This window comes from Opitutaceae bacterium, from assembly GCA_041395105.1.
In the GTDB taxonomy this organism is placed as follows: domain Bacteria; phylum Verrucomicrobiota; class Verrucomicrobiia; order Opitutales; family Opitutaceae; genus B12-G4.
The window spans coordinates 1,471,346-1,491,004 of sequence record JAWLBB010000001.1 but is presented as its reverse complement, the minus strand read 5'-3'; the positions used below and the strand labels follow the sequence as shown (position 1 = coordinate 1,491,004).

General features: G+C 61.3%; 16 protein-coding genes. 9 read left to right on the top strand and 7 right to left on the bottom strand.

Annotated elements, in window-relative coordinates; all coding sequences use genetic code 11:
• Nucleotides 1–41: 41 nt before the first annotated feature.
• From R3F07_05885 to acs, 4 genes are all read right to left on the bottom strand, one after another.
• The gene (locus R3F07_05885; GenBank protein MEZ5275891.1) at nucleotides 42–656 is read right to left on the bottom strand and encodes a hypothetical protein; all 615 of its coding nucleotides are present in this window, start codon (nucleotides 654–656) and stop codon (nucleotides 42–44) included.
• Nucleotides 653–1,318, bottom strand: a complete 666-nt coding sequence (locus R3F07_05880) for a type II secretion system protein (GenBank protein MEZ5275890.1) — start codon at nucleotides 1,316–1,318, stop codon at nucleotides 653–655. Before R3F07_05880 ends, R3F07_05885 begins: the two co-directional genes overlap by 4 nt.
• Entirely contained in the window at nucleotides 1,302–1,940 is a 639-nt protein-coding gene (locus tag R3F07_05875) for a type II secretion system protein (GenBank protein MEZ5275889.1), read from the bottom strand. The genes R3F07_05880 and R3F07_05875 overlap by 17 nt, the downstream gene beginning before the upstream one ends.
• Nucleotides 1,941–2,838: 898 nt before the next feature.
• The gene (gene acs / locus R3F07_05870; GenBank protein MEZ5275888.1) at nucleotides 2,839–4,785 is read right to left on the bottom strand and encodes an acetate--CoA ligase; all 1,947 of its coding nucleotides are present in this window, start codon (nucleotides 4,783–4,785) and stop codon (nucleotides 2,839–2,841) included.
• A 232-nt stretch (nucleotides 4,786–5,017) separates the two neighbouring features.
• On the opposite strand from acs, the gene rho reads away from it, so the two are divergent.
• From rho to hisF, 3 genes are all read left to right on the top strand, one after another.
• Nucleotides 5,018–6,154, top strand: a complete 1,137-nt coding sequence (gene rho / locus R3F07_05865) for a transcription termination factor Rho (GenBank protein ID MEZ5275887.1) — start codon at nucleotides 5,018–5,020, stop codon at nucleotides 6,152–6,154.
• Between the two features lie 146 nt (nucleotides 6,155–6,300).
• Nucleotides 6,301–8,058 carry a hypothetical protein gene (locus R3F07_05860; GenBank protein ID MEZ5275886.1) on the top strand — a complete coding sequence of 586 codons (1,758 nt, stop codon included), beginning with the start codon at nucleotides 6,301–6,303 and terminating at the stop codon, nucleotides 8,056–8,058.
• A 198-nt stretch (nucleotides 8,059–8,256) separates the two neighbouring features.
• Nucleotides 8,257–9,018 carry an imidazole glycerol phosphate synthase subunit HisF gene (gene hisF / locus R3F07_05855; GenBank protein MEZ5275885.1) on the top strand — a complete coding sequence of 254 codons (762 nt, stop codon included), beginning with the start codon at nucleotides 8,257–8,259 and terminating at the stop codon, nucleotides 9,016–9,018.
• 63 nt (nucleotides 9,019–9,081) lie between these two features.
• On the opposite strand, the gene R3F07_05850 is transcribed toward hisF, so the two are convergent.
• A complete protein-coding gene (locus tag R3F07_05850) occupies nucleotides 9,082–9,585 on the bottom strand; it encodes a hypothetical protein (protein MEZ5275884.1) in 504 nt (167 codons plus the stop codon).
• A 114-nt stretch (nucleotides 9,586–9,699) separates the two neighbouring features.
• On the opposite strand from R3F07_05850, the gene R3F07_05845 reads away from it, so the two are divergent.
• The 3 genes from R3F07_05845 (at nucleotide 9,700) to R3F07_05835 (ending at nucleotide 12,687) form a co-directional block, all read left to right on the top strand.
• Nucleotides 9,700–10,371, top strand: a complete 672-nt coding sequence (locus tag R3F07_05845) for a metallophosphoesterase (GenBank protein MEZ5275883.1) — start codon at nucleotides 9,700–9,702, stop codon at nucleotides 10,369–10,371.
• A 253-nt stretch (nucleotides 10,372–10,624) separates the two neighbouring features.
• Nucleotides 10,625–11,668 (top strand): isochorismatase family protein, encoded by a 1,044-nt coding sequence (locus R3F07_05840; GenBank protein MEZ5275882.1) that lies wholly within the window; start codon nucleotides 10,625–10,627, stop codon nucleotides 11,666–11,668.
• A gap of 17 nt (nucleotides 11,669–11,685) precedes the next feature.
• Entirely contained in the window at nucleotides 11,686–12,687 is a 1,002-nt protein-coding gene (locus R3F07_05835) for an HD domain-containing protein (GenBank protein MEZ5275881.1), read from the top strand.
• 57 nt (nucleotides 12,688–12,744) lie between these two features.
• Here R3F07_05835 and tsaD read toward each other — a convergent pair whose 3' ends face one another.
• On the bottom strand, nucleotides 12,745–13,827 hold the full coding sequence (gene tsaD, locus R3F07_05830; GenBank protein ID MEZ5275880.1) for a tRNA (adenosine(37)-N6)-threonylcarbamoyltransferase complex transferase subunit TsaD: 1,083 nt from the start codon (nucleotides 13,825–13,827) through the stop codon (nucleotides 12,745–12,747).
• A gap of 314 nt (nucleotides 13,828–14,141) precedes the next feature.
• On the bottom strand, nucleotides 14,142–15,428 hold the full coding sequence (locus R3F07_05825) for a S41 family peptidase (GenBank protein MEZ5275879.1): 1,287 nt from the start codon (nucleotides 15,426–15,428) through the stop codon (nucleotides 14,142–14,144).
• Between the two features lie 33 nt (nucleotides 15,429–15,461).
• Here R3F07_05825 and R3F07_05820 point away from each other — a divergent pair, with 33 nt between their 5' ends.
• The 3 genes from R3F07_05820 to R3F07_05810 all read left to right on the top strand — a co-directional run bounded on the left by R3F07_05820 (nucleotide 15,462) and on the right by R3F07_05810 (nucleotide 19,536).
• A complete protein-coding gene (locus tag R3F07_05820) occupies nucleotides 15,462–16,463 on the top strand; it encodes an SAM-dependent methyltransferase (GenBank protein MEZ5275878.1) in 1,002 nt (333 codons plus the stop codon).
• Between the two features lie 120 nt (nucleotides 16,464–16,583).
• Nucleotides 16,584–16,817 carry a 50S ribosomal protein L28 gene (gene rpmB, locus R3F07_05815; GenBank protein MEZ5275877.1) on the top strand — a complete coding sequence of 78 codons (234 nt, stop codon included), beginning with the start codon at nucleotides 16,584–16,586 and terminating at the stop codon, nucleotides 16,815–16,817.
• Nucleotides 16,818–17,043: 226 nt separating this feature from the next.
• The gene (locus R3F07_05810; GenBank protein ID MEZ5275876.1) at nucleotides 17,044–19,536 is read left to right on the top strand and encodes a hypothetical protein; all 2,493 of its coding nucleotides are present in this window, start codon (nucleotides 17,044–17,046) and stop codon (nucleotides 19,534–19,536) included.
• Nucleotides 19,537–19,659 lie beyond the last annotated feature (123 nt).

The window sequence follows — 19,659 nt, the reverse complement described above, 5'->3', positions numbered from 1 at the left end:
CCGATCAACCTCTCTCGGAAATACGGAACGGTATTCCATCTTCATCTGCGCACAGAGGCCGTCAGAAGAAGGGATGTCCGCTGCTTTTCATCCGCCTCTACACCGGCCACCTTGGGGTCATTCCAATTAGTGACACCGTCGTAATCCCCCTCGTCATTCGGAACCATATAGGGCCAGGTGACCATGACCTTTAGAGCCAGAAATCCCCGGGCCGTTGTGTAATACAGGGGGTCGGTGGCAACGGTCGTCAAACGCGAAAGTCCGATCAGAAAATAACGATCACGCTGGGCAATCCCGGGAGTGATGGTCTCAGCAAGACTGTTTTCGGCATCCCAATCCTGCGGACTTGCCTCTCCGGGTGTGCGGCCAGACCGAAGGATTCGACTTCCGTCTTTGGTCGCGACCAACCAGATCAGATTGTTCTCACCGCCCCCCGATCCAACAACGGCATCCCTGACCTCTTCAAACCCGATACGCCTGAGTTCCTGATTGATCCCTTCGACCAACCGGGCCGCGGTGGCTGCATCGGAAACCTCCACGCCACGTCCAGCACTCGGAACGATCAGGGCGACCACCGCGACCATGCCCAACGCCATGACGCCCACCGCTAGGGCGACTTCGATCAGTGAGAAACCCTTATCCAGCCCCTTGATCATCCCGATGGAAAGCCGTCAGCGCCATCAATCAATGTCTGGACACCATAACTGCTGATTCTGAGCCCCCTCATATTGGATGGATTATCAAAGGCAAAGCCGTCGGCAGTTCGCTGAACAGTGGAAAGCACGATCTGCAACCCCGACCCATCAACCGTCCCTCTGGAGGTGAATGACACGTACCAGCAATCCATCAAATGTCCGTCGATTTCTACCGACATGGTCGAACCCGATGAAAACTCGGATACTTCAGCCGTTCCCCAGACAATCCCGTCGACCACCGGCACGGTGACGGAATCCGGAGGAACCACACCGATACTCTCAGGGAGGTAGACCAAGTCATCATTCTGGACCCAACTCCCCGATTGATCTATGTATAGAACAGCCAGACAGCGAAGATACTCGTTGGGATGGTCGGCGTCGGCGACAAGTACAAGGCGCGATCCATTTCCGGTCAAGGCCGCCTTGCCCCTTGCCGCCGAGACCAGTGAACTCACCATCGCCTGTCCATTCTGCAGACCCACTGCCGTTCCACCTCCTTCGAGTGAGAAGGAAAGAACACCAAGAATGACGGTAATCAGGCCGATGACAGCCAGAAGCTCGATCAGCGTGAATCCACGCGCTTTCGAACCATGAATCGATTCAACCTCAATTCTTCCCGGCATACACATTATCGAGGTTCTTGGCCGTTTCGTAGTCCACCAGGCCGGAAGAATCCGGATCATCGGAGAGTCCGTCGACCCCGACCGAAAACAGACGAAAGGCAGGGCTGTCCCAATCGCCCTCACTTCCTTCCTCCTTATGGAAATAGCGGAAGGATTGGCCCCATGGGTCAATAAACGTATTGGATACCGAAAGAGAATTACCGGGGTCCGGGAGAGTCTCATTTTGCAGATTCATCCGCGAAAGATCGACAAAGACCTTCCCGTTCAGCGAAGCACCTTTCGGACCCACTTTCCCGGCCAGTGCATTAAAGAGAAGCTCTTCATTGCTGGAGATTCCAGAGGGGAAGGCGGCCGGAATCCAAGGATAGTCTCCATACTGGGTCCGGTAGGCCTCCAGTGCCGTGCTCAACACCGCCAGATTCGCCTTCGCTCGACCGATGGCCGTTCGCCGATGAACACCCGTCGACACCCCCAGCGTAATGCCTACGAGAATCGCGATGATGGTCAGGACCATCAGAATCTCGATCAGGGTCCAACCGCGATCACCCCTGCCCGACCGCATCCGACGAACGGATGTAGGGACCGGGAACCGGACCGGGTTGATCTCGGAAGAATAGGCCATCGAGCGTTGAAGTCTGATTATCGAATCGTCGGGGAGTCTGGTTTCTATACCCCTCCCGAGCCAAAGGCCAAGACCTTGTTTTCAGGGGCAACCCACCGAAATCCCCCAAAATCTACAATCCCCTCCCCGCCAACACGCCCCCCAACCGACCATACTGCCCCCCTTCAGACCCCTCCAGCACCCGACCCATTTGTAACATAATACGTTACAAATCCCCGCGTTCTCAATCAATCGAAGCCCAGGCCTCCGGTCCTTTCCACCCCTCCTCCTCGTGCACCGCTTGCTAAACTCCGTCATTCCAAGGCAATTTGTAACATAATACGTTACAAAGGCCCGTTGTGCAGGAGGGTCTAGAGAAGAGGGGCCCAAAGCATGCGCAAACCATATCGCATCCAAGCGACTCCTCACGGTGGATTCGATTTTCCCGTGCGATCCGGAGATTTGTAACGTATTGGGTTACAAAACTCCCGCGCGGGAGTTCTGGAGATGCGCCTACGGCCGGTTTGGCAGGACTGCCTCGTTTGCCACCCATCACGAGTGTGATGAATTATCCTATTGGTGATAAACAAATTAATCCAGTTTGTAACGTATTATGTTACAAATGGGCTTTGGACCTAAGCCCGGAATGGGTAAGGGAGCGGATCGGCTGGAGCGGGGCGGGGGGCTCCGCCGACTGGCACAGGGGCCGGGGTTTCAGGGTCGAGTCAGCGCTGGGGTGCAGATTCTGGGGTGCCGACGCTGGCGACTTAACACAAGGGTGCCGGGTGGTGGAGTGCCTGGCCTTCAATTTGCGGCGGAACCCCGGCAACGGAGTGCCGGGGCTACACGGGAATAGGCCGATCTCTGACCTTCGATCTATCTCGAGGCCGGAGGCCGATCTCCGATCTTTCTTCTGCCCCTACTCGGACTTCAGGGTGGCGAGGACGGCAAAGTCCTCGAGGGTTGTGGTATCGCCGGTGACGGCGCCACCCGCCGCGATCTCCTTGAGCAGTCGCCGCATGATCTTGCCGCTTCGGGTTTTTGGGAGGGCCGCGGCGAACCGGATGGTATCCGGACGGGCGAGTGCTCCGATCTCCTTGGCGACGTGGGCCCGCAGGGTCTGCTTGAGGGCTTCATCCGGCTGGATCCCGCTTTTCACGGTGACAAAGGCGACGATGGCGCTGCCCTTGAGGTCATCCGGCCGGCCGACCACGGCGGCTTCCGCCACGTCGGGGTGACTCACGAGAGCGCTTTCGATCTCGGCCGTGCCCAGCCGGTGGCCCGACACATTGAGCACATCATCGATCCGACCGACGATCCAGAAATAGGAATCGAGGTCCTGCCGGCAGCCGTCGCCGGTGAAGTAGGTGTTCTTGAACTCACCCCAGTACTGGTTCCTGTAGCGCTCGTCGTCGTTCCAGAGGGTCCGGAGCATGGCCGGCCATGGATGGGTGATGACGAGTTTGCCGCCCGTATTCTTGGGCACGACCGCCCCGGTCTCATCAAAAACCTTGGGAACCACACCGAAGAACGGAACGGTGGCCGAGCCCGGCTTCATCGGGACTGCGCCGGGGAGCGAGGTGATCATGATCGATCCGGTCTCCGTCTGCCACCAGGTATCCACGATCGGGCACCGTCCGCCACCAATGACGCGGTGGTACCATTTCCAGGCCTCCGGATTGATCGGCTCGCCGACCGTTCCGAGCAGGCGGAGGGAGGTCAGATCGTGCTTCTTGACGTAGTCGTCGCCCCAGCGCATGAAGGCGCGGATGGCGGTCGGCGCGGTGTAGAGAATGGAGACCTTGTGCCGGTCGATGATCGACCAGAAGCGGTCGGGTTCCGGATGGTTGGGTGCTCCTTCGTAGATCAGGGTGGTGGCTCCGCAGCTGAGGATCCCGTAGACCACGTAGCTGTGACCGGTGATCCAGCCGATATCCGCCGTGCACCAATAGGTGTCCGACTCCTTCAGATCGAACACGTACTTTGACGTGATGGTCGTGCCGAGGAGGTAGCCGCCCGAAGTGTGCAGGACGCCCTTGGGCTTGCCGGTGCTGCCACTGGTGTAGAGAATGAACAGAGGGGTCTCGCTGTCGAAGGCCTTGGGTTTGTGCTTGAATGAGGCCTTAGCCATCAGGTCGCTCCACCAATGGTCCCGGCCGGGCACCATTTCGACCTTCGTTCCGGTCCGATTCAGGACGATGACGTTCTTGACCGTGGAGGTGCCGGCGAGCGCGCGGTCGACATTGGCCTTGAGATCGACCACCTTGCCGCGCCGCCAACCGCCGTCGGCCGTGATGATGAGGGAGGCCTGGCAGTCGTTGACCCGGTCCTTGATCGCCTCGGAGCTGAAACCACCGAAAATCACGGTGTGGATGGCACCGATCCGGGCACACGCCAGCATGGCGACGGCCGCTTCCGGAACCATCGGCATGTAGATAGCGACCCGGTCGCCCTTCTTCAGTCCGAGGCCCTCGAGCACATTGGCAAGCCGGCAGACCTCCTGATGGAGTTGCTTGTAGGTGAGGGTGCGCACGTCGCCGGGCTCGCCCTCGAAGATGATCGCCGCCTTGTTTTCCCGGGCGGTCCCGAGATGCCGGTCGAGGCAGTTCTCAGCCACGTTGAGCTGGCCCCCGACGAACCATTTGGCAAACGGAGGCTTCCATTGCAGAACTTTCTTCCACGGTTTCCGCCACAAGAGCAGCTCGGTTGCCTGCTTCGCCCAGAATTTTTCCGGAGCATTGACAGACTCGTCATAGAGTCTACCATACTCTGCGAAACTCTTAACTGAGGCTTGGCTTTTAAACGAAGCCGGTGGTTGTAATTTCTTACTCTCACCAGCGACGGAAGTGATGTTCTGAGTTGTCATCGGGTAACCTTCTATCAGTGAATTGGGGAACCTGGCGACTTCATTGAGCCATAAGGAGTTATCGGGTCAAGCCTCACCAGTTTTTCATTCCCCGAACGATACGTCGTTCACCATTTCTTTCGCACTGCCAGCCTAGTGAACGGCGTTCACTCGGGCAAGTAGTTCGAACGATTCCGGACCCGTCTGCCAGGTGTGCTTTGCCGCATTCCGATCAGGCTTTCCGCTCAGATCCATGGACGAAACAGAACCGAATCAAAACGAGAACAGCATCACGGTCGAAGGCATCCTCGAGATTGCCAACAACAAGACCGGATCCCTTCTCGACCCCGAACGCAACGGCCGCCCCCGGCCGACCGATCCTTTCGTGCCCCGCGAACTGATCCGGCGCTTCAAGATGAAGCCGGGCAACCACATCGTGGCCTCCGCCATCGCCGACGACCGCTTCCCCAACCCCAAGGTCCGCTTCATCGAGTCGATCGACGGCTTGAGTGTCGATGAGCGCCGAAAGCTCCTGGATTTCGCGCAACTGACCACCATCACGCCGGAGGAGCAGATCAAGCTTGAGACCAAGGACGGCAAGATGACGGTCCGGGCGACGGACCTCTTCTGCCCGATCGGCAAAGGTCAGCGGGGACTGATTGTCGCGCCTCCGCGGACCGGGAAGACGACTTTGCTTCGGGATATCGCCCTTGGGGCGCTCGAGAACCACCCGGAATGCCATGTCATGATGCTGCTCGTGGACGAACGTCCCGAGGAGGTGACCGACATGCGACGCAACGTTCCGGCCGAGGTCTGGGCATCGTCCAACGACGAGAACCTGGCCAACCATCTCCGGGTGGCCGATCTGGCCATCGAACGGGCCAAGCGACTGGTCGAAGTGGGCAAGGATGTCGTGATCATGCTCGATTCGATCACCCGACTGGCCCGGGCGCACAACTCGGCCCGATCCAGCGGCGGGCGCACCATGTCCGGCGGTCTGGATATCCGCGCCCTGGAAAAACCCCGCCAACTTTTCGCCGCCGCCCGCAACACCGAAGAGGCCGGCAGCCTGACAATCATCGCCTCCGCCCTGGTCGAGACCGGCAGCCGCATGGATGAGATGATTTTTCAGGAATTCAAGGGGACCGGCAACATGGAGATGGTCCTCGACCGGAAAGTCGCCGACATGCGCATCTTTCCCGCCATGAACATCGCCTCCTCCGGAACCCGCCGCGAGGAACTCCTCATCGATGCGGCGAGGCTTGAGGCCATCCACTTCTTCCGCCGGGCCCTCGTGCCTCTGAGGATTGAGGATGCGGCCGAAACCATGGTCACCCGCCTGTCCAAGACCAAGAACAACGACGAATTCATCCGGCTGATTACCCGCTAGCACTGGCAGGGGCTTTCTCTCGAACCTCAGGGGCTGCCTCAGAAATTCACGCTTGATCAACGCAGGAGAAACAGAAACAAAAGGGGTTTTCCCTGTGCCGTTTACGGCTTTTTGAGGGGATCCGACGCCACGCCACAAACCCGTTCATGCAGAACTTTTCCGAACAGTGCCTCGACATGGCCAAGTCCATGCTTGGTCATAATCTGGACTCGATCAACCAGGATGGCACAATTTCGCCGGTCGCCGGTGAACAGCCACGAGCCGATGAACCGGGGCATGCGGCACTGGCCATCGGCGAATACTTCCGCGCCACCGGCGAAACGACCCTGAACGGGATCGACCTGGTCGACCTCGCCGCACGCTGCATCACCGCCCAGGCCTTCTACGAGCCGGCGGAAGAAAACGGCCTGTCCTACGCGGCTCTCGGCCTGCTCTCCTTCGGCCCGTCCAAGGAGCGCAATCCGGTCTGGGAACGCCTGGTCGACGAAACCCGCCAGCGCCTCGACAAACTCCTGCTCCATCGCAGCGATTACAACAACCACTGGCAGGTCTTCAACATTTCGAAGGCGGTGGCCCGTTTCAGCCTCGGGCTCTCCAAGAAGGATGAGACCGGGCGGCTGATCGAGCGGTTCATTGAGCGGATTCAGGAGACCAGTTCAGCCAATTTCTTCGACGACCATTCCGATGGCCTAGGAGGCGCTTTCAACCTTTACGGGGTGATGTCGTTTGTCTTCATCCGCCAGGCCCTGCAGCTCCACTCCAATCAGAGCCTGCGCGACCGGAAGCTCCCCAGCCTGAGGACCTTCGCCGAGAAGTATGTGAAGATGCTGCCCGATCTGGTACGCCAGGACGGTCTCGGCTGGTCATTCAGCAGCCACGGCGGAGCCTACGGCCAGATGCACTGCATCAGCCTTCTGATGCAGTCGTTCCGCGACAACTGGATTCCCGACGAGCAGAGGACCCAGTACTACGAAATCCTCCGGCGGCTCTTCTACTTCTTTTTCGTCACCTACCTCGACCAGGAACACGGGTATCTCGTCATCCGGGATGCGGAGCGGACCACTGCGGTCAACCACACCACGCGGATGGCCAATTTCGACGGCGCGCGCTACCTCTGCCAATGGTCCCGTCTCGCCAAGACGATCCCCACGCCGGCGGTCGGAACGGGCGAAGAGGCCCGCGTGGCCGGACGTTTCGTCATCTTCGACAAGTCCAACCGCAAGGAACAGGGCGTCTTTCTCTACCGCAATCCCGAGTCCGGTCTGCATATCCAGATGCCCCTGACCAGTTCCGGCGCCAGACTCACGGCGGATCACCTGACCTTTCCCCACTCCCCGGGTGTCTTTGACTGGCCGAGCAATGTCTACCTGCCGATCATGCTCCCTGAGCTGACCATCGGAGAGAACAAGTTCATTCCGGCTTTCTACGGCCGCCGCTGTGTCACCGGTCTGGGAATGCGCAATTCCTTCTACTTCCGCTATGAACAGCCCGAGTTGATCAATACCGAGGAGAAGGTCATCTCGGGCATCGGGAACTGCAAGGTCAGCTGGACCTTCGCCGGCAACAAGGTGACCAGCGACTTCATCTTCACGGTCAAATCCCAGGTTCGCCTCGACCACTTCCGCTACATGCTCGCCATCGGGGGACCGCATTCGACCTACCGGCTGGATTCCTCCCCCACGCTTGGGCCCGAGGGTCTGCGCTGCGCCGTCCTCAAGGACGACTTCCAGGGGGTCTGGGATGAAACGGACGTTGTCACCAACAACCCGGCCTACCGCAGCGCCTACGGCAACATTCACTATCTCCAGAGCCTGGTTCGCGATCATCCCCTGATCATGCGCCCGGGGCATGTCTATCGCCTGACGGTCTCCTTCGATCCCGACATCGTCCCGATCGGGGGGTGAAGGCCGGAGCAGGGATGGGATGCCGTCCGCACGCCGCTGCAGGGACCCGCGAGAGCAGGCCGCGACCGGATGCGTTGATCGGCCCCCAAGATGGAACTCCCCCCCTTTTTGCTCAAGAACCCTACGTAGTAAACTACGGTTTGTTTTGACGCCGAAAACCAAACGTAGTCTACTACGGTTTGTTTCCGACCACCCGCCATGCTTTCCAAACGCATCATTCCCTGTCTTGACGTGACCGACGGCCGGGTGGTCAAGGGTGTCCGCTTCCTCGAGCTGCGGGATGCCGGCGATCCGGTCGACTGTGCCAAGGCCTACGATGCGCAGGGCGCCGACGAACTCGTTTTCCTCGATATCACGGCCTCCTCCGACAACCGGCAGATCATGCACCACGTGGTTGAGGAGACCGCCTCGCAGTGCTTCATGCCTCTCACCGTGGGCGGCGGCCTGAGAAACCTCGAGAACATCACCTCTATGCTGCACGCCGGCGCCGACAAGGTCAGCCTGAACTCGGCGGCCCTGGCCGATCCCGACCTGATCGCCTCGGCCGCACGGCGTTTCGGCAACCAATGCATCGTCCTGGCGATCGATGCCAAGCGCACGCCCGGGACGGACCGGTGGGAGGTCTACTCCCACGGGGGGCGTCGTCCCACCGGGCTCGACGCCGTCGAATGGGCGAAGAAGGGGGTCTCGCTCGGAGCCGGGGAGATCCTGCTGACGTCGATGGATCGCGACGGCACCAAGGTGGGCTACGACATCGAACTGACTCGAAGGATCGCCGATGCAGTCGAGGTTCCGGTCATCGCCTCGGGTGGAGCCGGCACCCTGGAACACCTTGCGGAGGTTCTCGAAAAAGGAGGGGCCAGTGCGGTTCTCGCCGCCTCGATTTTCCACTTCGGCACGTTTTCCATTCCGGAGACCAAGCGGTTCCTCGCCCGGCGGGGGATTCCCATGAGGATCTGAAGGGTCCTGCGGGGGAAGGACCGGATGTCAGGGTCGGCGGCGCGGGAGCACCGCCCTCCACCATCAGGTCGGGGTGACGCCGAGGACGGCTTCCAGCTGATCACGAATGGCGAGCAATGACTCCGAGGAAACTTCGCCGACCGGGACCCGGTGAAGCGCCTTCTCTGGACCGTGCTCAAAGAGCTTCCACCGCCCATCATCGGAAAGCCCCTTGGGCCGCAGCACCCGTTTCCGCTCCAGCATGAGGGCGAGGAACTGGACCAGAGCCGAGTTCTCCGCCGGGAGATCCTCTCCGACCGCGGTCAACTCGAAGAAAAGGTTGGCTGCGGTCAGGCGCATCGTCTGCTCGAGGTTTTCCGCCGGCGGCTCCGGCTCATAGACCACCGTCCAGCGACAGAGCAGTTCCCCCGGCCACTCCATCGATGGTTCCGCGGATTCCAGCAGATCGATCCGCCGGACATCGCCGTCCGGCAACTGCACCAGGGCGCTGATGATCCGATCCCCTTGCGCAAACGGCACGCGGGTGAGGTGGCATTCCGGGGCAATCGATTGGAGACTCAATTCCATATTGGAAGGCGATCTAACGTGCCCGGTTTTCCCGGCGCGAGGCAAATCATCAGGAAGAGCCGGAGCCACCCGCTTTTTCGCCTTGCAGATGATCCGGCTCTCCCAAGAAATCCCATGATCGAAAAGGAGCCAAAGAGGATCATTGCCATCGGTGACGTCCACGGCTGTGCGCGTGAGCTCGAGCAACTCATCACCCGCGCCAACCCCAGGCCGCGCGACCGGATCATCTTCCTGGGCGACCTGGTCAATCGCGGACCCGACAGCCGGGCCGTCGTCCGGATGGCCCGCGACCTCAAGGCGCAGTCCCTGATCGGCAACCACGAGGTCCGCCTGCTCCATTACCACAATACCGGACAGACCCGAAACCTCAAGCCGCACGACTACACGACGATCAAACAGCTGGCCGATGAGGACTGGGCCTACCTCACCGGAATGAAAGACCGCATTTATATCCGCAAATTGGATACGGTTCTCGTCCACGGAGGCTTCCACCCGCACCAGGCCTGGCAGACCCAGCCGCGCAGCGTCATCACGGAGATCCAGACGATCGACGCGGCGGGCCGGCCGCAGCGCCGGTCCAAGGCACCCGATGCCCCGGTCTGGGCCGATTTCTGGTCCGGTCCGCCCTTTGTCATCTACGGCCACACGCCGCGACCGGAGATTTACCGGACCCCCTCGTCGCTGGGCATCGACACGGCCTGTGTCCTCGGTGGGAAACTGACCGCCTGCATTCTCCCGGACATGGAAATCATCCAGGTGCCCGCCGCGAAGGCGTATTTCCCATAGACCCGCCGGAGCGTTCGATCGTCAGAAGGTCCGGTTCCGTTTCCCCACTTCCTGGTTTGTCTGGTCTAGTCGCCCCAGTCTCTTGGGGCGTTCCGACGAGGATTCGCGGCAAGAGACCGCCGCGTCTACACCCGCTGATCCGCCCTGAAGACCGCTTGAGTCGGAATCATTCACCCCTGATCCGTTCGCCAAGCCGAAACGGCTCTCCCTCAATTGTCTTGTCCTCGATCGGGACGAATCCACACTTCGGCAGATGTCCAAGGGAGCCCAAGAAAACGACCACCTTCTCGACGCCGTCGCCCTGCTCGTTCTCGATGTCCAGGAGCGTTTGCTCCCGGTCATGGCGGACGGGGAGGCCTTCACCGATCGGGTGGCCTTCGCCCTTGAAGCGGCCCGGATTTTCAATATCCGTGTCATCTTCACCGAGCAGGTTCCCGAGAAGCTCGGACCGACGCTGCCGTCCCTGCGGCGACTGGCCCCGAACGCCCGGGTCTTCCGCAAGTCGAGTTTCTCGGCCCTCCAGGCAAATGGACTTCAGGACTATCTGCGGGAGCTCAACATCTACCACCTTCTCGTATGCGGCCTGGAGACACCTGTCTGCATCTACCAGACGGCACTGCAGGCGGTCGATCTTGACCTGGATACAACCCTGCTCAGCGATTGCCTGGCTTCACGGCGCCCGGAGGATGATGCCTTCATCCTCCCGTCGCTGACGCGGAGCGGCACCCATATTCTGCCTGCCGAGACGGTCTTCTACAGCATGCTGGCCGACGCCACTCATCCGCGCTTCCGCGCTTTCTCCGATCTGGTGAAGCGCCACGATGCCCTCCGGCGGGGCGAGGCACTGCCGCCTCCACGGCCGGAACCCAACCGGACCCCGACCGCCCGTTCGACCCCGCCCGAAGAGTCGGCGGCACCCAACATCGAGCTTGACGCGCCCGGGACCCCGGTTGCGGTGGAACGAAGCGAAGCTCCCGTCTCTCCCCCGCCCTCGGAGGACTCGCGACCGGCACGGACCAAACGCGGCCGCGGTCGGAAACGGAAACCACCGGCGGCCGGGGACAATGCGACTCCGGTCGATGAATCAACCCGGGGTGCTTCGGAAGAAACGGCCGAGGCGGCCTCCGGACCTGAAACCACCCCACCCCGTTCGTCCGGCCCGCAAGCAAGCGGCGAAGCGGCCAAGAAACCGCGACGGCGGCGACGCGGCCCCCGCAAGCCGAAATCCGAGGCCGGCGGAGACCGATCGGACGAATCCAGGGCGGCGAAGGGCGATCGCCCGAAGGACGATTTCTGAGCCCGGGAGGACGCCTCATGGCTTCGGACATGCTGACCGCAGCGGAACTCAAATCACCGGCACTCGCAGACGGAACCGTCTTTCGTGCCGTGCTCATCGTCCGCAAGGTTACCGAGCGGACCGCCCGCAATGACAACGTCTTCCTGAGCATCGAATTCGGCGACCGCACCGGTTCCTTCACCGCCAATTGTTTCTCCGACCATACGCTCTTCGCGCTCTTCCGGGAGAGTGCCGAGGGGATCTCCGTTCAGCTCGAGGGCAAGGTCGAGCACTACCAGGGCCGATTCTCGCCGCGCCTGACCGCCGCCACTCCCCTGACCGACGAGGCCATCGAGGCCGGCGGATGGACCGACCAGCTGGTCGAGACTCCTGCCGAATCCCAGGAAGAGCTCAGCAAAGCCTTCGCCGATCTGATGGCGGCGATCAGTCATCCCAAACTCCGGGAAACGGTCCGGATGGTCATTGATGAGCTGGGGGAACGGTTCTTTCGCCTGCCGGCCGCAGTTTCCATGCACCATGCCTACCGATCCGGCCTGCTGGAGCACACGGTCCACATGGGAAAGGCCTGCCTCGCTCTCCTGCCACTCTACCCGGAAGTTGATGCCGACCTGGCATTGGCCGGCGTGCTTCTCCACGACGTCGGCAAGGCCCTCGAATACGAAGGCACCCTCGCCTTCAGAAAGACCCGCAGCGGGCTCCTGCAGGGACACGTGGTTCTGGGCTATCGGCTGGTCCGCAAGGCGGGACTGACAGCCAGGCTCGAGCCCGATCTGCTTGAGCGCCTTGAACACATCATCCTCAGTCACCAGGGCGAGCTCGAATGGGGTGCGGCCGTCATGGCGGCCACTCCCGAGGCGGTCTTTGTCTCCATGATCGACAATCTCGACGCCCGGATGGGCATGGTCCAGCGGGCACTGCGCCAGACCGCCGAGGGCAGTGATTTCTCGGAATATTTGCCCGGTCTCAAGAGCAGCCTCCTGACCACCCGGGCGGACTTCCCCGAGACGGAAGAAACCTGAGGCCGGGACGAGGCCCGGGACCAGAGACCGGCGCGGCCGCTGCGGGAAAGCAAGGGCTCAGTCCTCGATCCCCACTCCGGGTCGGATGGTCGCGGCGAAGTCTTCGGCGGCCTCCAGCCGGGAGCGCTCCATCCAGGCCGCGAAAGCGATCATCCCGGCGTTGTCCCCGGTATGCCGTGGAAGGGCGGCAAGAAAAGCAACGCCGGCGTCGGCTGCGACTCCTTCGAGGCGTGAGCGCAGCGATCGGTTATTCGCGACACCGCCGGAAAGACCGATGCTGCGGAATTCTCCGTCCGCCAGGCCGGCCGCCACTTTGCGGGCGAGCACGTCAACGACCGCCTCCTGATAGCCGGCGCAGAGATCGGCAAGCGCCGCCGTGACCTCTTCGGTATCCATTTTTTCGATTCGATAACGAAGGCTGGTCTTGAGACCGGAGAAGCTGAAGTCATGATTTCCGGCCCGCAGGAGGGCGCGGGGGAAGGTCACGGCATCGGCCTTCCCGCTCACGGCCGCCCGCTCGATGAGCGGCCCTCCCGGGTAGCCGAGACCCAGGAGTTTCGCCCCCTTGTCAAGGGCCTCCCCGGCGGCGTCGTCAACAGTACCGCCGAGCAGGGTGATGACCGGACCTTGATCAAGCCGGATCAACAATGTGTTGCCACCGCTGACCACGAGGCCGAGATGCGGGAGGAGACGCTGGAGGCGATCCGGAAATCCCCGGGGATCCCCGCGATGAACCTCGATGAAAGGGGAGAAGGCATGGGCCCGGAGGTGGTTGATCGCAAAGAGCGGACAATTCCAGGCCAGGGCAAGTGCCTTCCCGGCCGAAAGACCCATGGCCAGGCAGCCGGCCAGTCCGGGCCCCTGGGTGACGGCTATCGCCCGGGGTCGGCGGATCGGACCAAGATTCTCGCTTACCTCTTCGAGGAGGAGAGGCAGATTGGTCAGGTGTTCACGACTGGCCAGGTCGGGAACCACTCCGCCGTAGGCGCCGTGCAATTCGATCTGGCTGCTGATCCATTCCTTCTCCAGGCCGCGCAATCCATGAAAGAGCGCGACCGCGGATTCGTCGCAGGAGGTCTCGATGGCCAGTATGAGCCCATCGAGCGCGCCATCCGAATCGTGCTCTTCGTCAATTTGCATGAACCGCAAACCCTGACCCCTCCAAGGCCGGATGTGAATCCGGAATTGCGGGTGGACAGGACAACCATTTCTCTGCGAATCGGGAACGCCGACGCAGCGGCGTTGCTACAACAGATCCTGAGAATCCGGATGTCGCCACCGCGCTGGGTCATGGTGTCCGTTTTCTTTCGGGAACACCGACACAGCGGCGTGGCTACAACCAATCCTGAGAATCCGGATGTCGCCACCGCGCTGTGTCGCGGTCCTCCGGTCTCTTGAAGCCATCCGAAAGGCGGATGGCAGAGGCCTCTTCCACGGGTCAATCGGGAGATCTCTCAGACATCCTTACCGACGGGCGGCAGGATCATCTCGCTGAGGATCAGGCCCCGGAGGGCGTCGAGAGCGGCCCCGAGCTGACGATCGCGGATCGGGGCGAACCCGAATTGCTCCTCGAATTCCGCCTCGGTCAGTCCTTCCATCCGATTGCGCTGGATCGTCAGTTTGCGGTCGTCTTCAGTGCTCAGCGTCACCGGAATATGCGGACTGACGCCTTTCCCGTGGATGGTCTGGCCTCCCGGGGTGAAGTAGAGGGCCGTGGTCAACCGGACCGCATCGTTGTTTCGCAACGGCAGAATGGTCTGCACCGAACCCTTGCCGAAGGAAGTCTCGCCCACCACCACCGCTCGCTTGGTATCCTTGAGTGCTCCGGCGACAATCTCCGAGGCGCTCGCGCTACCGGAATTGACGAGCACCGCCACCGGCAGGTCGCGGCGGGCCTGGCGGTTCTTCGACTTGATCTCCATCCGTGAGCCGGGGGCTCTGCCCTCCGTGTAGACGATCAATTCGCCACGATCAAAGAAGGGCTGCGCGACCTCAACCGCCGCATCGAGGAGGCCTCCCGGATTGTCCCTCAGGTCGATGACGAGGCCCTTCATCCCGCTCCCTTCGAGCTTCCTGAGTGCGTCCAGAAACTCATCGCCGGTCCGCTCACCAAACTGGATGATGCGGACGTATCCAATCGATTCGGTCAACATCCGGACGTCCCGCACATTGTCGACCATGATGATTTCCCGGACAATCCGGCGGTCAAAGGACTCGCCCGAACGCGGCCGCTCGATCCCGAGCTCCACTGCGCTGCCCGGCCGTCCCCGGAGCAGGTCGAGACAATCGTTCATCGTCAGGCCGCTGACCGCCCGGTCATCGATCCGGACGATCTGGTCTCCGCGGAGCAGACCCGCCTTTTCTCCGGGAGTACCTGCGATCGGGGCCACCACTGTCAAATGACCGGCCTGCATTTCGATCTGCACCCCGATCCCGCCAAATTCCTGGCTTGTTTCGGCGTGCAGGTCGCGGAATTCCTTTTCCGACATGTATTCGGAATGGGGATCGAGGGACCGGAGCATGCCCTTGAGGGCGGCGTCGGAGAGCTTTTCGTAGGATGCATCGACCTCCCGGACGTAATTGTCGCTGACAATGCGCAGGACATCCTCGATCTGATCCGCCTGCCGATGGGCTTCCCAGGACGGGAAGACGCTGCGGTCCTGGACAAACCGGATCCCGAAAACCAGGATCTGGCCGACCGCAAAGGAAACCGCCGCCACCAGCAAAAGGCGTTTGAACATGCTCCAGCTTTGCCCAAATCCTCTTTCTTGTAAATGGCTTCTTCTTTTTTGGATCCTCCTGCATCGTTTGCGGAGCGTTTTTTCAGCCGCCTCGACGGCCGGACGGCCCTGTCTTTCGCCGAATTCATGGAATTGGCCCTTTACGACCCGGTCTGCGGCTACTACCGGCAGAATCGGGAGCGGGTGGCCCGGCAGGCCCAGGCGGATTTTTTTACTGCCGAATCCTTCCGGGAGGTCTTCTCCGCCCTGATCGCCGCCGCGGCCGTGAACCTCCTGGGAGGACGGGATCCGGCGGATTTTGTCTTCGTCGAAGTGGGGGCTGAGCCCGGCGGGGGGCTCCTCCCCGAAGCCCTTTCCGGATTTCGGGATTTCCGCGTTGTCCGTTTCGGCGAAGTGGTCGAGTGGCCGACGCATTCAATCCTTTTCTCCAATGAGCTCTACGATGCCCAACCCTTTCACCGGGTGGTGAGGAGAGGTGGGACGTGGATCGAATCCGGAGTCACCCTGAGGGATGGGGTTCCGGTCTGGACAGAGATGGAGAAGGTCTCACCCCCGGTCCGGCAGAGGCTCGATCAACTCCCGACCGATTCGGCCGAGGGCACGGTCATCGACCTTCCGATCGCGGCCGCCGATCTCCTGCTCGGCCAGGTCAGCGGGGGCTGGCAGGGAATCGTGATCGCCGCCGATTACGGCAAGAGCTGGACGGCGCTCGCCCGGGATTTTCCGGAGGGCACCGGACGCGCTTACAGGAATCACCGGATGGAGAACGATCTTCTGGCCGAGCCCGGCCAACAGGACCTGACCTGCCATATCTGCTGGGACTGGATGGAGGACATACTCAGACAGAACCGGTTTGAAGAGGTTCGGGTTGAGAGCCAGGAGGGGTTCTTCATGCACCACGCCCGGGACGTCATCCACGGGATCATCGCCGGCCCCGCCGGGCCGCTCAGTCCCGGCCACAGCCAGCTCAAGACGCTCCTTCACCCCGGACTGATGGGCCAGAAGTTCCAGGTCCTGCACGGCCGGAGGCTGTGACCCGCCGGCGGAGCGACGAAATCGCACCGCACCGACTCCGGTTCCGTCTTTCCTTCTTCTTTTCTCTTGCCATCAGTTCGGCTGACTCTCTAATCCGTGGTCCTTTTAACACTTTCCATCATGGCCAGCATTTGTGAAATCACGGGCAAACGCCCCACCACCGGCAGCAAGATCCACCGCAAGGGACAGACCAAGAAGAGCGGCGGTATCGGAACGCACGTCACCAAGGTGACCAAGCGCAAGTTCAAGCCGAACGTGCAGAAGGTGAAGGTCGTGACCGCCAATGGCGGCACCAAGCGCATCTGGGTCAGCGTCAAGGCGCTCAAGGCCGGCAAGGTCACCAAGGCCGCCTGATTTCGGGAGAACTCCTCTTTCCAAGGGCCGCCCTCATTTCGGGGCGGCCTTTTTGCGTACTTGATGCCGAAATCGGGGGCGATTTCAGGTGACAATGGCAGATGTTGTGCTCTAGTCTGACCGCCGGAGGGGGAGGAGTAATGGACTCCGACCCTGTTACGCCCCAACAGTTTACCCCGTGTGCCTCATGAGATTCCGTTCGTTTCTGTGGACCGTTCTGTCCATCTTGATCCTCCCAATTCTCCACGCCCAGACCAACGGCATCACCAGCCTGGTCAGGCTCAAGTCTGGTGAGACTGTCCTGGTCTTTTTCCGCCTCGGCGAAACAAGCGACGTGTTGATCGAAGCACTGGGACCGGCCCTCTTTGACAACTTCGGCGGCATCGACGTCCTCAGCGACCCGGTGGTCGAACTCCACCAGGGATCACCGGATACACCCGTACCGGTCTCGTCATCTGCCACCCTCCTGTCTGCCAGCGACGATTGGGAGACCGGGCTCACCGGAGCCCAGAAGACGGCCCTGCTTGACGCGCATGAGGCGGCCATGACGTTCTACGCCCTCGCAGAGGGCAGCAAGGATGCGGCGCTCTACGTGAACCTGCCCGCCGGCGACTACTTTGTCGAGGTTACCGGAAAAGATGCTGCGGAAGGGCAGGTCCGTCTCAGCGTTCTGGCCACCGGTCCCCTCGGTTACGCGGCCGTCCAGGCAAGTTCGAAGAGCGTAAACGAGGCCTACTACAGTGCTTTCGTGACCCTGGCCGAGGGAAGTGGTGAGGCCGACCGGTATCTCTTCCGCGCTCTCGGCCCGGCTCTCGGCGCGGGAGGCGACGCGGACCCCAGCCTCGAGGTCAGTCAATACCTGACCGGAATCGGCACGATCAAGTACATCCAGAACAACGACTGGGAAACCAACTTCCTGGCAATGGATCTCTCAGACGCAGCCATGAACCTCGGCCTGATAAGCGTTGCTGCCGGATCCGGGGATGCCGCGGGCATTTTGACGAATCCGCAGGCCGGAGAGTATGGCATCTGGGGCTATGGGACCGGGACAATTCGGCTCGAATACGGCGACCTCAGCATGCCGGTAATGGTGGAACCGACCGGACCGGCAATCTCGGACCAGCCGGACAGCCTGGAAGCGGAATTCGGCGACACGGTCAGCTTCAGTGTGACGGCAACCGGCGAGGGGGATCTCTCCTATAAGTGGTTTCTTGACGACGTGACGATCGAAGGGGCGACCGACGCCACCTATGCCGTTGAGGCCGTCGAACTCGATGATGTCGGCACCTATCGGGTGGAGGTGACGGACACGAACGGCACCAGCGTCAGCAACGACGCCACCTTGACCGCATCGGCGGCTGTGGCCGAAGGGATCTACTTCGCGTCGATCGGCGGAGAGTCCGGAGCCATCGGCGTCGTGGTTGACGGCGATCGGAAAGCCACCATCGGTCTCCACCTTGGCGATACCGGAGAGGGACTCCTTGAAACCGGTATTGAGATCGGAGACGACGGAACGTTCAGTCTGTCGGCACCCGAGCTTTTCGGTGATGTCCTCTTCCCCGCCTCAAACCGCACCCCGGCGGCCATCGGGAGTTTGACCGGACGAATCTCGTCAGCCGGGCTGGTCGGGAAGGTGGGAGGAATCCCTTTTTCCGGAACCCGTTCCGATCCGGAGGGACCTTTCGCCTCCATGGCAGGAGTCATCCAAATCTCAACCCTGAATGGACAGCCCATCCCCATCATCATTATGCTGAGCGCGGACGGCCATGCGTTCATCCTCTCGGACGACGGGACGGACATGGACGCCGCCATCGGGGTGGTCGACGGAGACGGTCGACTGGTCAACAGGACCGCTCAGGGCATCGACATCGATCTGCAGTTTTCCCAAGCCAACGGGACCGTGCTTGGCTCGTTCACGGAGCCCGGCGGCGGGGGGGGCGAATTGGGCGGCTATATCGCGGGTTCCACTGCTCCGCGTCCCCATCTGTCCAACATTTCGATGCGGGGCAACGTGGGGCTGCCTCCCGATGTCATGATCGCCGGTTTCAAGACCGAGGGGACCGGGTCGAAGTCAATCCTGATCCGTGCGCTCGGTCCGCAACTGAAGGACTTTGGGCTCAATGAAGACGTGCATCTGGTTGATCCACAACTACTGATCCGAACCCTGCAAGGCGTTGAAGTCGAATCCAATGATGACTGGGGCGCCAATGCCGCAGCTACCGAACTCATTGCGGTAAGCAACCGGGTCGGTGCCTACACGCTCTCAGATGGTTCAAAGGATTCGGCCGTACTGGTCGACCTCGTCGACGGTTTGTACACCGCCCGGATCAGCGGCGTCGGCAACGCGACTGGGATTTCCCTTGTCGAGGTCTACGACGCCGATGATCTCAATCCCGGTTCACCCACCATCAACCTGATCAACATTTCCATGCGGGGAGTGGTAGGTACGGGAGCGAACAAAATGATAGCCGGTTTTGTCGTAGGTCCCGACCCGAATGGGGACCCCAGTCTTCCGGTGCAGGTGCTGATCCGTGGAGTGGGTCCCCAACTCGGGTTGCTGGTGCCCTCACTGGCCCCGGTATTCTGGCAGATCCCGTTCTCACCGTCTACAACAAGGACAACCAGATCATCCATACCAGCGACAACTGGGATTCGGATCCGGGATCGGACGGTGCCGCCATCTCGGAAGTCTTTGCATCGGTTGGTGCGTTCGATCTGACCGAAGGCTCCCTGGATGCCGCCCTCGTACTCTGGCTCCAGCCCGGACCGTACACGGCCAAAGTATCAGGAGCTGGCAACAGCACCGGCATCTCGCTCGTTGAGGTTTACGCCATCAAATAGA